13 protein-coding genes are annotated in these 14,738 nt (G+C 70.6%); 6 read left to right on the top strand and 7 right to left on the bottom strand.

The features are described from left to right. The first annotated feature begins 35 nt into the window (after positions 1 to 35). Entirely contained in the window at positions 36 to 2,009 is a 1,974-nt protein-coding gene (locus F7Q99_RS30730) for a hypothetical protein (protein WP_153467288.1), read from the top strand. Between the two features lie 64 nt (positions 2,010 to 2,073). Here the strand turns inward: F7Q99_RS30730 and F7Q99_RS30725 are convergent, their stop codons facing one another. The 7 genes from F7Q99_RS30725 to F7Q99_RS30695 are packed head-to-tail and all read right to left on the bottom strand — an operon-like array spanning position 2,074 to position 9,679. Then, complete coding sequence (locus F7Q99_RS30725; RefSeq protein ID WP_326847352.1) at positions 2,074 to 2,523, bottom strand: DUF4913 domain-containing protein; 450 nt, start codon at positions 2,521 to 2,523, stop codon at positions 2,074 to 2,076. Continuing rightward, positions 2,520 to 4,256, bottom strand: a complete 1,737-nt coding sequence (locus F7Q99_RS30720; RefSeq protein WP_153467285.1) for a type IV secretory system conjugative DNA transfer family protein — start codon at positions 4,254 to 4,256, stop codon at positions 2,520 to 2,522. The genes F7Q99_RS30725 and F7Q99_RS30720 overlap by 4 nt, the downstream gene beginning before the upstream one ends. Further along, complete coding sequence (locus F7Q99_RS30715) at positions 4,253 to 5,722, bottom strand: ATP/GTP-binding protein (RefSeq protein ID WP_326847351.1); 1,470 nt, start codon at positions 5,720 to 5,722, stop codon at positions 4,253 to 4,255. The genes F7Q99_RS30720 and F7Q99_RS30715 overlap by 4 nt, the downstream gene beginning before the upstream one ends. After that, positions 5,719 to 7,218: an SCO6880 family protein gene (locus F7Q99_RS30710; protein WP_326847350.1), complete on the bottom strand. Its 1,500-nt coding sequence runs from the start codon at positions 7,216 to 7,218 to the stop codon at positions 5,719 to 5,721. Before F7Q99_RS30710 ends, F7Q99_RS30715 begins: the two co-directional genes overlap by 4 nt. Next, a complete protein-coding gene (locus F7Q99_RS30705) occupies positions 7,205 to 8,452 on the bottom strand; it encodes a hypothetical protein (RefSeq protein WP_153467279.1) in 1,248 nt (415 codons plus the stop codon). Before F7Q99_RS30705 ends, F7Q99_RS30710 begins: the two co-directional genes overlap by 14 nt. Positions 8,453 to 8,477: 25 nt before the next feature. Beyond that, positions 8,478 to 9,302 (bottom strand): hypothetical protein, encoded by an 825-nt coding sequence (locus F7Q99_RS30700; protein ID WP_153467277.1) that lies wholly within the window; start codon positions 9,300 to 9,302, stop codon positions 8,478 to 8,480. 38 nt (positions 9,303 to 9,340) lie between these two features. Then, the gene (locus tag F7Q99_RS30695; RefSeq protein ID WP_230211005.1) at positions 9,341 to 9,679 is read right to left on the bottom strand and encodes a hypothetical protein; all 339 of its coding nucleotides are present in this window, start codon (positions 9,677 to 9,679) and stop codon (positions 9,341 to 9,343) included. A 254-nt stretch (positions 9,680 to 9,933) separates the two neighbouring features. Between F7Q99_RS30695 and F7Q99_RS30690 the strand changes: the two genes are divergently transcribed. The 5 genes from F7Q99_RS30690 to F7Q99_RS30670 all read left to right on the top strand — a co-directional run bounded on the left by F7Q99_RS30690 (position 9,934) and on the right by F7Q99_RS30670 (position 14,616). Beyond that, entirely contained in the window at positions 9,934 to 10,938 is a 1,005-nt protein-coding gene (locus F7Q99_RS30690; RefSeq protein ID WP_230211088.1) for a C40 family peptidase, read from the top strand. Then, the gene (locus tag F7Q99_RS30685; RefSeq protein ID WP_153467271.1) at positions 10,935 to 11,531 is read left to right on the top strand and encodes a hypothetical protein; all 597 of its coding nucleotides are present in this window, start codon (positions 10,935 to 10,937) and stop codon (positions 11,529 to 11,531) included. The genes F7Q99_RS30690 and F7Q99_RS30685 overlap by 4 nt, the downstream gene beginning before the upstream one ends. A 22-nt stretch (positions 11,532 to 11,553) precedes the next feature. Beyond that, complete coding sequence (locus F7Q99_RS30680) at positions 11,554 to 12,408, top strand: hypothetical protein (RefSeq protein WP_153467268.1); 855 nt, start codon at positions 11,554 to 11,556, stop codon at positions 12,406 to 12,408. Between the two features lie 166 nt (positions 12,409 to 12,574). Then, positions 12,575 to 13,069 (top strand): hypothetical protein, encoded by a 495-nt coding sequence (locus F7Q99_RS30675; protein ID WP_153466692.1) that lies wholly within the window; start codon positions 12,575 to 12,577, stop codon positions 13,067 to 13,069. Further along, positions 13,066 to 14,616: an ISKra4 family transposase gene (locus F7Q99_RS30670; protein ID WP_153466693.1), complete on the top strand. Its 1,551-nt coding sequence runs from the start codon at positions 13,066 to 13,068 to the stop codon at positions 14,614 to 14,616. Before F7Q99_RS30675 ends, F7Q99_RS30670 begins: the two co-directional genes overlap by 4 nt. Positions 14,617 to 14,738: the final 122 nt, after the last annotated feature.

Genomic DNA, 14,738 nt, shown 5'->3' with positions numbered 1-14,738 from the left:
TGCCGCGCGGCGCGGCACGAAGAGAGGGGAACGACGTGTTTGACGACCCAGAGATGCGGGTCCACAGCCGCGAAGTCGAGATGGCTGTCACCACCAGCGCCGATGCGCTGGTCAAGCTGCTTCTGACCATGGCCACCATCGCCGCCGAGAACAACGCGCGGGAGCGTCGCCAGCGGTGGGAGCGCGAGCAGGAAGCGGCGGCCGAGAAGCAGTGGCGCGAACGCGCCGCCGCAGAGCCATGGCTGCGCGCCCCCTACGACGACCGGTTCTGGGACAACCTGGAACCGACGCCTGAGGGGATGCGCCCGCTCGGTCGGGCCTGGCAGACGGCTTATGAATGGGGCGGATCCGATCCGCAGGCCGCCGCCGCGCTGCACCACATGCGGGAGAAGATTCACGAGAAGTACGGGGTGCGCATCCCGGACGACATGCTGCCGGTCCAGGACCTGTCGCGCGCCATCGCCCTGTCCGACCCGAACCTGCAGGAGAAGGCGGAGGCGGGCCGGGAAGCGGCGGCCGAGAGCGGCCAGGCCAGCTACCTGTACGTCATCGAGGACCCGTCGACGGACACCCAGCTGGCCACTGGCGAGATCCGCGGACACGACTGGGAAGAACCGGACCTCGTCGCCGCCCACGCTCACCAGCAGTGGGTCGCTGGAACGGACGGCGAGCCGCTCGGCGACAACGTGGTCATCCGTGTCTACGAGAACACAGGCGGCCCGGTCGGCGGTAAGGAGCCGCTGGCCGTGGTGGAGGCGCAGCGCGTTCCGGAGCTCCTCAAAGCCGAGGAAGAGCGCCAGCGCCGGGTGGCCGCGCGTGAGGAGGAGGCCAGCCCCCAGGAGGTCCTCCACGCGATGAGCGCCGAACACCGGCGGGCCGGGGAGCGGGCGGAGAAGTGGCAGGAGGCGCGGGATCGCCTGGCGGACGCGGATCCGGCCGAGCTGCCCGAGGGCGAGCACGACCGGCAGGTCGACACCCTTCAGCAGTCGGTCCTGCGCGAGCGCCGGTACCAGGCCGCCCTGAACCTGGACCGGGAGGCCGTCGAGGCTGAGCAGCGTGGTGAGGACCCGGCTCTGGTCTACCGCGGCGCGTCGCTGCGGGCACGGCTGGACCAGGGCTTGATAGCCGAGGTGTCCCCGGCCGAGGCCGCAGGGCTCTGGAGTGAGGTCAACCACTGGTCGCACGGGGCGGCCCGGGATCAGGCGCTCGACGCGATGAACGAGAAGCTCGTCGGCTACTACGGCCTGGAGCTGGATGAGGACGTCAACCGGGCTGACGCGGCAGCGGCGCTGGAGAGCATGGTCGATGTCAAGGAGCCTGGGGAGCCCGAGGAGGTCCGCAAGAAAGCGCTGGAACTCAATCGCCGGGCGGGGGAGAAACTCGACGCCGCTCTGCGGAAAGAGGCCCAGATCGCGGGACTCATGGTCGACGGGAAGCCCAAAGACGAAATCGCCGAGGTGGAGATCAACAGCCTGGCGGCGAAGGCGGAGGTCCTGCGGGGGTCGGCTGAGATCGACCGTGGCGCCGCGGGCGTCGTCGAGGCCCAGGCCGACCGCCTGGCGGCGAGTGAGCCGAGCGACCCGGCTGCCCTGCCCCCTGGCGTGACCAAGGAGCAGGTCGTCCAGGGCTATCAGAGCCAGTGGGGCGACGACCCGCAATGGGCGTCCTGGTCCACCACGCCGCCGGCCGCGCCCAGTGCCCCGGCCGCCGAGGCCGCGGGGCCCGCGACTGATGCGCCGGCGCCTGCACCGGCCGCTGCACGCCCTGCTCCGGCGCGCCAGGCCCCGTCACCCGTGCGCCGGGGACCGTCCAAGAAGGCCCTCAAGACCAATGCCGACCGGCAGTTGGCGAAGGTGGGCCGCGGCGGGAGCGCGGCCAAGGTGGCGGCGCACGACGGTGCCAAGCGCGTCAACGAGGGCCTCGGGAAGACGTCCGCGACGCCGGCGGCCACCCCGAGCGCCCCTGCCAAGGGCCGCGGCCGCGACCTGGGCAGCGACCAGGGACGCTGAACGGACAACGGCGGTGGGTTCTGAGACGACCTCGTCTCAGAACCCACCGCCATAGGGAGCGTTGTCAGTCCTCCAGCGCCTGCTCAGCAACGGCCGTACTGCTGAATGCCGTGCCGAGCCACATCCGCGGGTCCGCCGGGTTAGTCGGCAAGGGCGCCGGCGGATGCTCGGAGTGCCCTTCGACCGGCGAGCAGGCACTGAACGGGCCGTTGTCTGGGTCCAGCAGCACGTGCAACTGCGGGTCGGCGTGGTGGATCCACCACGTGGACATCCCCAGCGCAGGATCCAGGCGCAGGTTCTCCCACGCCCGCCACATCGCGTTCAGCCGGGAGATCGCCTCGGCATGCATCCACCAGTCCGGGCACCAGGTGAGCGTCACCCCGTTGAGGCGCCTGGCCACCATCGGGGCGAGGTAGTCGACGACGAACTCCTCGACGGTCCCGAACACCGGCTCCGCCGACGCGTCCTCGTCCGTGTCCTCGTCGTCCCACAGGTCGAAGTCGTCATCGCTCACGAGCGGGCCCCCGGGTCGTACGTGGCCAGCGAGGCCTTGACCGCCTCGGCGTGCCTGGTCTCCCACCACGGCACGGTCTCCACCAGCGCAGGCGGCGCACCCGACGCCAGCACGAGTGCCCGCCCCGGCGGCATCGCCGCGAGGTCGGAGACGTCCAGCACGCGCTCGCGACGCGTGCTGTGGCTGGTCGAGCGGCTCCCGAACAGCCCACCGCCCTGGTTACCGCCGTACGACGCCGAATACGTGTCGACCTCGTACTCGCCGGCCAGCGTGCTCAGGTCGCCGAGGAACTTGGCGTCGGACACACCACCGCCGTACACGCGGCGGTTGGCGCTCGACCAGAGCTTGCCCATGCCCTTCTCGCCCCAGACCTCCACACCCTGGTCCCAGGACTGCAGGATCGTCATCAGGATGATGCCGCGCGAGCCGTAGTGCGAGTACAGGTCCGGCAGGTCCGCCCACCGGCACACGTTGGCGGCCTCGTCCAGCACCCCGACGATGGGCACCGTCAGGCGCCCGCCAGGCATGGTCGTCGCCGCTTCCTCAGCCGCCTCGACCACCGCGACGGTCAACGCGGTCACCAGCGGGCCGGCACTGTCCTTGCCCTCACGGGACAGCGAGTACAGCGTGTCGCTGCTCACGGCGAAGTCCGCTGGGCTGAACTCCGGCCGTGCCGGGCCGCGCCCCGGGGTGATCCACGGGTGTACCGCTGGGTTCACCAGGCATGAGGCCATCTGCATGGCCGTTCCGTAGATACCCCCGCGCTGCTTCTCCGGCGCCGTGATCACACCGTTCAGTGAGTCGGCCGGCATGTGGTGCCCGGCCTGCCGCAGGATCCGCTCCGCGGTGTCGTCCTTGGGCCGGGTCAGCCAGGTGTAGACCTGGGTGATCGGCTTGTTGTCGACGGCGGCCGCGAGCATCAGGTACGCGAGCAGGTCCTGGCCGGCCGGGGTGAAGTAGGCGTCGGTCTTCGCGCCGGCGTCGGAGGAGCCGCTGGCGAAGTGCGCCGCCATCTTGCGTGCGTTCGCCACTGAGGTGACGTAGCTGAGCGGGTTCCACCACCAGGTGGGCTGCTCGCCCGCGCGGTTCTGCGGGTCGAACACCCACACCTTGCCCTTGGTGTCGCGCACGCCCCGGGTGGCGTCGACGATGTCGCGCTTGTTGGAGGTCGCGAGCACCGCGCCGGGCGCGTCGCAGATCGCGGGGATCGCGCGCCGGGTCGTCTTGCCGGTACGCGGCCCCCAGATGTCGACGTGCATGTCTTCCCAGCTGCCGAACAGCTCCTGGCCGCCGGGGATCGAGCGGCCGATGAACACCCCGGGCAGGTCCGACTTCGTGCCGAGCCGTGCCGCCGTCGCGGCCGCGCCGCGCCGGTTGACGGGCGCCAGGTCGTTGCCCCGCCCCAGGTGCCGCCCGGCCCGGTCGACCTTCGGCCGGTTGCGCTTGCGGCCCACCTGCCAGGAGGCGAGCGTGGCGATCAGGAGGATGACGACCGCCTCCGCCACCGCGATCGCGGTCGCGTACCCGCCCGGCCAGTGGTAGGAACCGCTGAACAGGCCGATGACGAAGGCGAACGGGTTGGCCGGCGGCGCCGGACGCGCCGCCAGGCTTGCCCCGCCCATCGCGGCCAGCCAGGCGCCGACCGCGCTCACCACGACCAGCAGCATCGCTCCGAGCGCGAGGAACGGCCCGGCCTCGGAGACCGGGCCCCGGCGCCCCTCGGTGGCCGTCATCGGGCCGCCGCCCAGCGCCGGTTGGTGTCGTTGATGCTCAGCTCCGCCTCGGTGAGCTCGACGGAGACCGGGATGCCCGGCCGGCCGCCGACCTTGACGAGGAACTTGCCGCGTCCGGGCGGAGCGCCCTCGCGGTTCGCCGAGGAGTCCCAGGCCGGCGGGCTGGACCAGCCCACGACCATCTCCTGTTCGGCGCGGCTCATCCCGACCACCTGCGTCAGCTGCGGCATCTCCGCCTCGGGCAGGCCACCCGTGATGACCATGCCGGCTCGTTCCACGAAGCCCTTGGCCTTCATCCGGTCTTCCTCCGTCGGCAGGGCGAGCAGGTCGCTCATGGTGTGGGTGATCATCGCGGTTCCCACACCGCGCTGCCGGTTGAGCCGGGTCAGCGCGTCGACCCGGTCGACGAGGCCACGCCCGGCGCGCAGCACCCGCCACAGCTCGTCCATGATCACGAAGTAGTGGCGCTGGGGGGCGAGGCCCGCGTCGGCGAGCGCCTGCACCGCGGAGATGGTGCCGAACCCGTAACTCCAGCACGTCAGCAGCGCGGCAGCCTGCAGCAGAGCCTCGCTGTCGTCGATCGCCGACACGTCGAACACGACCGGCCGGTCGACCTCCATCGGCACGCTGGTGGGCCGCGCGAACATGTCACCCAGCCGCCCGCCGCCCAGCAGCGCGGTCAGCGACGACTCCAGGCCCTCGGTGATGTCCCGGTAGCGGCCGAGATTGCCGCGGTCCAGCGCCAGGTGTCGCAGGGCCTCGGGGGCGTCCTTGATCACCTGAAGCAGGTCGGCGAGTACCGGCACCCCCTGGTGCCGCTCGTCGAGGACGGTGAGCGCGCCGGAGACCAGCGTCTCCTCGCGGTCCGTCGGAGGCTCGCCGCGCAGGATCGTCAGCAGCGCGGACACCGTGTTCAGCCGCCGCCCGTGGATGTCCGCCAGCACCGCGCGGCGCCGGTCACCGGTCAGGCGCTGGGCAGCCCCGGCAGCCGCGCCCGGGTCGAGCGCGTTGAGATAGCCGCGCCCGCGCCCGAGGCTGATGACCTGGCCGCCCAATGCCTCGATCAGGTCGACGTAGTCGGGCTTGAGGTCGCCGAACACCATCGGGTGCGTGCCGAACGCCGCCAGTCCCAGCGCCTGGCGGCGCACGATCGTGCTCTTGCCCAGACCGGGCCGTCCGAGGACGAACTCGCTGGGGTTGAGGATCAGGTTGGCGCGGGTGAACCAGCTGATCGGGTCGCAGCACAGCGAGGCGCCGGTGATGGTGTTGCGCCCGATCGGCACGCCCACCATCGGGGTGCCCGAGCCGGCGACGAACGGCCACAGCCCGCACACCTGCACGGTCGTGCCGCGCCATTCGGCCGGTGCCTCGACGTAACCGACCGAGCCGGCGCCCCAGCCGGGCCAGCCGCGCATCCCGGGCTTGCGCGGCCTGGCGGGCGCGGGCGTCTTCGGCTTCTTGCTCACATCGCCTCCCGGATGGCCTGCGGCACCCGCAGGTGGTTGGGCAGGACGATCCCGATCGGCAGCCCCGCGGCGAACGCGGAGGCCTGGGAGCCGAGCGCGGGGCGCAGCTGGATCCGGGAGGGGGTGGAGAGGTTCTCGACCACCGCGTCCGCCTTCGGCAGGTCGTTGCGGTCCATGACCGTCGCGGTGACGATCATGCCGAAACGGACCAGACCGGCGCCGGTGGCCTCCTCCTGAGCGGCCTGTTCGGCGGCGCGGACGGCCACCGAGTCCCGGGCGGCGGCGACGGCCGCCTGCTGGGCCTGGAACATCGCGTCCTTGCGGTCGTTCTCGACGATCCGCGCGGCGGACGCGGGGTCGTGCGGGCGGTACAGGAGGGACACGCGCTTGCGCGTCACGTCGGGGTGCGGAAGGAGCAGGGAGGTGAGCACGTTGGAGAACACCTCGCCCCGGGGGGCCTCTCCCATGAACCAGACCTTCGACCACGCCCCGTCGTGCCGGTAGTGCGACCAGAACTCCTCCGTCGCGACCGGGCCCGCGTCGTCCCACGTGATGCCGGTGCCGCCGGCCGTACGCCCTTCGGCGACCAGGGCCGCAACGCTCGGGTCGTAGGCGACCCGGACGGTTTCGGCGAGGTCGCCGGCGGTCATCGGACGGGCTGCGCCGGCGCCCGTCATGGCCAGGCCCGAGGTCAGGCCGGGAAGCCGTGCGCCGATCTCCTCGGCCATCTGGTCGACGTCCCGGCGTGGCGCGCTGCCGCGGGCCGCGCCGGAGAACGTCAGGGCGATCTGTGTGGTGAGCAGCGCGGACCCGGCTGGGTAGTTGTCGACGATCTGCTCCAGCACCTGCCGGGCCAGTGGCGGGGCCTCCGGGTGGAGGTGCCCGTGGACTTCCGCGCTGAGCCGGCTTCCCGGGTCGGGAGCGGCCTCGACCGTCACCGACGCCGCCACCAGCCCCGGCTCGTGGGCCAGCGAGGCCAGCCAGTGCCCCCAGTGCGCCACCCAGGTGTCGACCTGGTCGGTGTCGACCAGCGAGGCGCCGTCGGCGTCACAACTGATCACCACGGTGTGGTGGTTGAGCGAAGGCAAGCTCACCATCGCGAAGGGGCGGTTGTGGGCATCGTGGAACTGCGCGAGCGAAGAGGCCGCCGCGAGCCCCGGGAGCTGGCAGGTCCCGTACGGAGTGCGGCCGAGGACGCCCGACCGGTAGATGTGCTTGCCCGCGCTCTTTCCACGCCACCACGCCACGCGCGCAGTCCCCCTTTGCAGGCCATTGCGGCCGAACTTGTCTTTGAGCAACAGTGGTAGCAGGCAGAGCCCCACGAAGATGCCGGCACCGATGGCCAAGAAGAAGTCGATGGCCATGCAGATGACCACGAAGATCATCCCGGCCATCATGACCATCGTGCCGGCCATGCCCAGGCCCCCGATGCCGGGAGACCGGGGCTTGCGCCAGTTCCCGTAGGTCCTGGGCCGTCCGATATCAACTGCTGCCACTGGGGCCCCCGTTGTGCTGTCCCGCGTTCGCCGTGTTCTCGGTGCTCTGCTTGATCGCCGAGTGAGTCTTCTGCGCGACCTCGGCCGCGGCGGCCACCGGATGCGCCTTCGCCGCTCCCGCCGCGCCTGCCTTGCCTGCTGCCTGGGTCCCTTGGCTGACGCCCTGAGCACCCTGAGCGCCGGCCTTCGGAGCGCCTTGGGCCGGATTGCCCTGGGACGGCACGGACTTGGAGCCCCGGGGGTCGGAGCCGGATCCGCTATCCGGGCCTCCAACACGGCTGCGGCCGCCGCCGCCCCCGCCGCCCCCGCCGGCGCCGCTCTTCTGGCTGCTGACAGCCTTCGCGCCGCCAGCGATCGCTCCCATCGCGGCCACGCCGCCCCCGCCGCCGCCCCCGCCGCCGGCGGCGCCGACCACCGGGGTGACGAAGCGCATCAGCGCCGGAAGGGCGACCACCGACAGCAGCATCAGCACGATGCCGGACACCGAGGTGACCAGCCCGTCGGTGCCCTTGCTCGTCTTGAGCGCGGCGATCATACGGAAGGCGGTGGCATAGATGATCGCGGCCACCGGCTTGTACATGACGAACGCGATCAGCCAGGAAACCGCCTTCTGGAAGGTCTGGCGGCCGGACGGCGTGGTGGCCGCCGCGGCGGTCAGCGGCAGCGTGCCGCACAGCAGGATGAGCATGGCGGTGCGCACGAGCATCAAGGCGACCTGGGCCAGGCACGCCAGAGTGGCGAGCAGGGCGAGGATCAGGGCGAGCATCGGGCCGCCCTGGCTTTGAGCTGAGACTTTCAGCCACTCGATCACCGCCGCACCGAAGTCCCCGTCGGCGGCCTTGTAGACGATCCACTCGGAGAAATCGTCGCCGGCCGTGGTGAGGACGCCGACCGCCGCGAGGGCTCCGGCCCCGACGAAGGACATGGCGAAGATGCCCTTGGCGACGTCGATGGCGGGTTCGGCCCGGCGCTGGATCGCCAGCCGACCCGCTGAGACAAGGATGGCCATCACCGCGATCCAGGCCGAGAGCCACATGGTGTGCTGCCACACCCACACGATCGGTCCGTTGCCCTGACTGTCCGCCAGGATGTTGGCGGTGGGCACACTGATCCACCAGGTGGTGACTGCTGCAGCCACCTTTCCCGCCATGGCGCAGCACGAGTCGACGATGGTCTGCACGACGCTCATGCCGACGTCGCTCGCCGCGTCGCTCACACAGTCGCCCCAGTTCATGGGGTTCCAGCAGCTACCGGACATGTCAGTTCCCCACGCCGAACGGGACCATGGTGGTGATCGTTTGCTGCTGACCGACCGCGGAGCTCTGCTGACCAAGGGGTGTCATCTTCTGCTTCCAGTCCGTGCCGTCCCACACGGCGGTGAGCACGACGGTGCGGTAGGCGCCGCCTATCGGGAACTCGATCGCGAAGGTCACCACGGCCGTGTCATTCGTGTACGAGTTGACCTGGTAGGCGGCGTACTCGCCGATGGTCGCGGACCCAGGGGTCGGCTGGGACGGGTTCACCCGGGCAGCCGTGACGAACTGTAGGTAGGAGTCGCGTTCGGGCCCTGGCGCGACCAGCTGGTCGATGGCGGCACGCCAGTTGTCCGCGTTAGAGCTACGGATTGAGGTCTGCGCGAGCGCCAGCACCGCACCCCGGGGGGAGTGGGCGTAGCAGCGGGCGATGTCCCCGGAGTGCACCGCCGGCCCGGAGGACGGCGACTCGGGCAGCCGATAGCCGTGGAAGTCCTTCCAGGTGAGCTCTTTTGTGGCGAACGTGTTGCTGATCGTCAGTGGAGCCTGGTTGTTGTCAGGCAGCTGAGGACAAGGGGCACTGGCGCTCGGACTGGCTGTGGACGCGCCGCCCGGACTCCCGGTGTAGCCCCCACCAGGAGTGCTGGTGGGGGCGCTGGTGACGGGAGCGGCTGTGCCGCCGGCGGTGGTCTGCTCGTCCTTACCGTCCAGGGCTATCCAGCTACCCAGTAGCGCGACGCATCCCAGGAAGGTACCGGACGCGATGAACCACTTGTTCGTGAACGGGTTGCGCGGGCCGTCCGGCCCGTTCGAAGAAGTCTGATCGGGCATGACGGTTTCCCCCGTGAGTGTTCAGACTTGAGGCCGGCTCAGATGAGCGCCCCGACGAGGCTGGAGGCCGCGCCGCCGAGGATGCAGGCGCCGAGCACCCAGGCCAGCGACGAGGCGTGCTCCCCGCCCTGGCCGCGGCTGTGGGAGATGGCCATCTTCCCGGCGGTCAGCAGGATGCCGCAGACGCAGAGCGAGAAGACGATCCAGGCCACCCACTGGAGGATCAACTTCAGGTTCTCGCCAACACCGGGCGGCGCGTCGCCGGTGCCCGGGTTGACGTCGAACTTCGGCGGCTTGCTGGGTTCCGCCAGGATGTGCCCGGCACCCTGGGCAACGTGGTGGACGGTGTCCACACCGGCTTGCAGAAGGTACATCATCTCGGAATCCCCCAAGGTCTGAGTGAGCAGGGACCGGGGACACCCCCGGTGCGCCACGCGCAGCGTGTCCGGCAGATCATATGTGTAATTCGGCCGTTTGGCCGACGGGCTTTCAACGTAGCCTTTGCCACCGACAGCCCACTTGACGAGCGATCACTTGATGCGTCCGGATGGCCGAATAGCCTAGGGTGCCATGGCCACGGCTGCGACCTGGGGGGAGACACAGCGTGAGTGGAAGCGTGGGCAAGGCGGTCATGGGGGTCAGTGTCTGTGCCGTCGCTACGGCCTTGGTATTCGGCCTTCTCGTGGTGTCCGCCGCCGGGGGAGGGGCGCCAGGGACGCCGCCCGGGTCGTCCGGCGGCTCAGGCACCACAGGTACTCTTGACGCCACGAAGGTTCCCGCTGAATACCTCGCCTGGGTTCAGAAAGCCGGTGTCTGCGACGCCGTCCCCGGCGCCTTGAGTCCGCAGGTCATCGCCGCGCAGATCGAGGCCGAGTCCAACTGGGATCGCACAGCGGTCAGCAAGGGGGTTGGTGCGCAGGGGATCAGCCAGTTCATGCCCAGTACGTGGAAGACCTGGGGAAAGGACGAGAACAACGACGGCGACGGCGGCAACCCCTTCGACCCTGCGGACGCGATCATGGCGCAAGGCCGGTACGACTGCTACCTGGCCGGCGAGGTCCAGAACTACGTGAAGGCTGGCCAGGCCAGCGGCGACATCACCGACCTCATGCTGGCCGCCTACAACGCCGGCCCCTACGCGGTGAAGTACAGCCATGGCGTCCCGCCCTACACCGAGACGCTGGGCTACGTGCAGGAGATCCGCGGCCTGATCTCCAAATACACCGTCCCCCCTGCTGGCGGCAGCGCCTTCGGCGACCAGATCGTCACCGCGGCACGCGCCAAGCTCAACCTCCCCTACGTTTGGGGCGGCGGGGATGAGCACGGGCCGACCGGCGGTGGCTACGACTGCTCGGGACTGGTGCTCTACGCCGTCTACCAGGCCTCCGGTGGCAAGATCCACCTGCCGCACCTCAGCGAGGAGCAGGTGACGATGGGCACCGCGGTCGAGCGCAACGACATGAAGCCCGGCGACGTCATCGGATTCGATCTCCACCACGACGGGGACTACGACCACATCGGCATCTACATAGGCAACCACCAGATGATCCATGCCCCGCACACCGGCGACGTGGTCAAGGTCGCCACGCTGGACTGGTACGAGAGCTTCCCCTGGAAGGTCAGGCGATTCGGATGACCGCTCCCCTGAAGCGCGCCGCGGCGGCCGTCCTTCTTGCCGCGCTGGTCAGTAGCTGCTCGCTAGGGCACCCGCTCGGTTCCAAGCCGGCACCGTCCATCACCACGACCGACCCGGTGGCCCCGCCGCTCCCTCCCGGCCGAACCGGGACCCCGGCTGCCGGCCTGCCGGACTTCGGCAAGGTCGACGGCACCGACCCGGCAGCCGTGGCCCAGGCCGCCCTCACCGCGATGTGGACCGTGGACACGGACATCGACACGTCCCTGATGGACGCGGAGAAACGGGCCACTCCCATGTTCACGGCACAGCGCGCCAGCGGAGCCGCATCGATGGCCCCGCGCGCCCAGCCCGGCAACGTGTGGAACACGTGGGCATCGCACCACGCCTTCACCACCGTTCAGGCCCGGCAGTCCCATGAAGACGGCGGACCGACCGGCAGCCCTACGACCGCCTACCAACGGTGGGTGATCACCGTCACACCCAAGGGCCGCGACGGGTGGACCGCCCAGCCCGAGATCCACGTCGCCCTCGTCGTCCTGCTCCGCGACGACACAACCCAGCCCTGGCGGCTGGACACCCTCACACTCGGATAACCCACTGGAGGAACGAAAGACCGTGGGAAACGACCTGCAAGTGCCCGGCTGGCCGCTGGTCACCATCGTGCTCAGCGCCGACGGATCCGCCCAGGTGGACGGCAACCCAGTCGCCGTGCCCCCAGGTGAGGAGGCGCGTTCGGCGGCGTTCGCGCACGCCGTCGCCACCGCCGCGCGAATCGGCAGGCCGGTCCGGGTCAAACTGACCGACACCGATGGCGCGGAGTGGGTCCTGGCGGCCCACCCCGACGGTGGCGAGACGACACTGGAGAAGCCGTCGTCCTCGCGGCGCCGCGGCGCCAAGCAGAAGCAGCAGACGCCCAAGCCCCCGAAGCAGCCAAAGCCCCCCAAGGAGCCCCGAGCCAAGATCGCCCCCAAGCGCCAAACGACGCCGCCAACGCCTGCTCAATCCTCCAGCCGACTCGAAGACCTGCTCACCGTCGTCGAATCACAGGCACAGCCACCCGCCGCCCCAGCTGCTGCCCTTGCCTCGGAGAACACCCTCGAGGCGGCCATCGACGCCGGGGACTGGACCACGGTCGCCGCCCAACTCAAGCCCCTCAAGGCCGACCCGCGCCAGGCCGACCGAGTCGCCGAGCTGGAGGCCCAACTCGCCGCCGTCCGAGGCGACATCGCGGCATCCGCCGTTCAGTACACCGCCCTGGCCCTCGCCCGCTCCCAGACCGTGGGCCCCGACCACCCGAGCACCCACCACGCCGCCGACCGCGCCAACGACCTCTGGCACCGCATCGCCGACCCCCAGCAAGCCCTCCAGACCGGCCGCGCTCTCCTTAACCTCCGCCAGATCGTCCCACCATCAGACCCGACCTCCCTCGTCCAACTCCGCCTGCGCCTCGCCCGCCTGCACGTGAGCTGACACTGGCTATCCCCGTGCAGCGATCGGCAATGGGTGCAGATCTTGTAGGGGTGCCTCGTTGGGGTGATTTGCTGGGGTTCGGTGGGCGGTGGGGTGGTTGGGGTTCCTAGCGTCGGTGGTGATGAGCCCGCTGTGGTGCGCGGGTGCCGAGCGAGGGGTGGGGGTCATGCCGTCGTTGTTGGCCGTGTTGGAAGCCAGGGAGGATCGGGCCCGGAGTCGGGCCGCGGGGCTGCGCGAGCGGATCGCTGAGCTGTCCGAGGAGTTGTCGCAGGTGGAGGCCGAGCTGTCGCGGCTGCGGATCACGCGGGAGACCGTGGACGAGGTGCTGGCCGATGGCCCGGGTGCGGCTGCTTCGGAGCCGATCGGGGACGTCGAGTCCGCGGTGGTGCCGTTGACGGAACTCGTGCCGGTGCTGCTCGCGGCGGAGGCGGCCGGGGACGCGACGGTGACCTCGCCGGCCTACCGGCGGGTCCTGGTCGCGTTCGCCGAGGCGCCGGGCCCGTTGCGGTGCAAGGAGGTGTGCACCGCGGTGGGGCTGGGGACGGAAGCCAACCACGTTGAGGGCATGCGCTCGAAGCTGAAGCGGCTGGTCGAGCGCGGCATCCTCGTCGAGGCCGCCTCGGGGCTGTTCGCGCTGGCGTCGCGGTCGGGTGCCCGGTGAGCGACCAGGCGGCTCTGGCCGCCGCCGAGACCGCGTTCACCGCCTCCCGCCACCTGTTCGACCAGGTCACCGACGAGCTCGGGTCCGCCGAGACAGCCGCCTTGACGCACTCGCAACTGGAGGACCTGCTGAGCTCGCGGATGCGTGAAGTGACCCGGCAGCTGTTCCAGGACCATGTCCGGCTGCGGGAGCTGACCGAGCAACGACTGCCCGAGGTGGTGGACGCCAGCGGGGTCGAACGCACCAGGATCGAGCGGGGCCGCTCCCGGATCCTGGCTACGGTGTTTGGGAAGGTGACGGTGACCCGGATCGCCTACCGCGGCAGCGGGGTGGCCGATCTGCACCCGGCCGACGCGGTGCTGAACCTGCCCGCGGGGATGCACAGCCACGGACTGGCCAAGCTCGCCGCGATCGAGGCATCCCGCGGCTCGTTCGCCGAGGCCACCGAGCGGATCAACGCCGTCACCGGCGCCGGGATCGGGCCCCGGCAGGTTCAGGAACTCGCGGTCGGCGCCGCCTGTGACATCGACGACTTCTACGACGCCCTGGTGCCGACCCCGTGCACCGACACGACCACTCTGGTGGTCTCGGTCGACGGCAAGGGCGTGGTGATAAGGCCGGAAGCACTGCGCGAGGCTACCGCGAAGGCCGCGCAGGTCAAGGGCGGCAACAAGATGAAGTCCCGACTCGCCGCCGGCGAGAAGCACGGCCGCAAGCGCATGGCCACCCTCGCAGCGGTCTACGACGCCGAGCCCACCAAGCGCGGCGTCGACGACATCATCACCGACCCCGACCCCCGTGAGGACGGCGACAGCGACGACGGCGGCCAGGGCGAGGGGCGCGAACGCCGTCCCGGGCCCAAGGCCAGGTCCAAGTGGCTGACCGGCTCCGTCGACGACCCCGCCGCCCAGGTCGTGGCCGCCGCGTTCGACCAGGCCGAGCACCGCGACCCCACCAACCGCCGGCCCTGGGTCGTGCTCGTGGACGGCGCCCGCCACCAACTCGACCTCATCACCGCGGAGGCCGAACGCCGAGGCGCGCGGGTGCACATCGTCATCGACCTCATCCACGTGCTCGAGTACCTCTGGGACGCGGCCTGGTGCCTGCACCAGGCCGGCGACCAGGCCGCCGAAGCCTTCGTCGCCCGCCACGCCCGCACCATCCTCGGCGGCGGCGCCGAACAGGTCGCAACCTCCCTCGAGAAGGCCGCTCGCGCCGCCCGGCTGAAGAAGAACCGCCGCAAGGGCATCGACGACGCCATCGGCTACCTGCGCAACAAGGCCCAGTACCTGCGCTACGACACCGCGCTGGAACACGGCTGGCCCATCGCGACGGGCATCATCGAGGGCGCCTGCCGCCACCTGGTCAAAGACCGACTCGACATCACCGGCGCCCGCTGGGGACTCGCCGGCGCCGAAGCCGTGCTCAAGCTCCGCGCTCTACGCGCCAACGGCGACTTCGACACCTACTGGACCTGGCACGAGAAGCAGGAGTTCGCCCGCAACCACCAAGCCCGCTACCGCGACCACCTCACACTCGCGGCCTGATCAACAGCACCCTCATCAGATCTGCACCCATCGGCAATTACAGGCAAGGAACTGACAGGGACTGCGGGTAGGCTGCCCAGCCACGTGCTGACGGGAAGCAGCGGAGGTAGTTCGGTGAGCCT

Source organism: Streptomyces kaniharaensis, assembly GCF_009569385.1.
GTDB lineage: Bacteria > Actinomycetota > Actinomycetes > Streptomycetales > Streptomycetaceae > Kitasatospora > Kitasatospora kaniharaensis.
Note: the sequence above shows the minus strand (reverse complement) of the source record. Positions and strands in the feature narration are given on the sequence as shown.

Bases quoted from the DNA above. Each gene is read 5' to 3' on its own strand.
- F7Q99_RS30720 (WP_153467285.1), bottom strand. From the start codon at position 4,256: ATGACGGCCACCGAGGGGCGCCGGGGCCCGGTCTCCGAGGCCGGGCCG.
- F7Q99_RS30705 (WP_153467279.1), bottom strand. From the start codon at position 8,452: ATGAACTGGGGCGACTGTGTGAGCGACGCGGCGAGCGACGTCGGCATG.
- F7Q99_RS30700 (WP_153467277.1), bottom strand. From the start codon at position 9,302: ATGCCCGATCAGACTTCTTCGAACGGGCCGGACGGCCCGCGCAACCCG.
- F7Q99_RS30695 (WP_230211005.1), bottom strand. From the start codon at position 9,679: ATGATGTACCTTCTGCAAGCCGGTGTGGACACCGTCCACCACGTTGCC.
- F7Q99_RS30690 (WP_230211088.1), top strand. From the start codon at position 9,934: ATGGGGGTCAGTGTCTGTGCCGTCGCTACGGCCTTGGTATTCGGCCTT.
- F7Q99_RS30685 (WP_153467271.1), top strand. From the start codon at position 10,935: ATGACCGCTCCCCTGAAGCGCGCCGCGGCGGCCGTCCTTCTTGCCGCG.
- F7Q99_RS30675 (WP_153466692.1), top strand. From the start codon at position 12,575: ATGCCGTCGTTGTTGGCCGTGTTGGAAGCCAGGGAGGATCGGGCCCGG.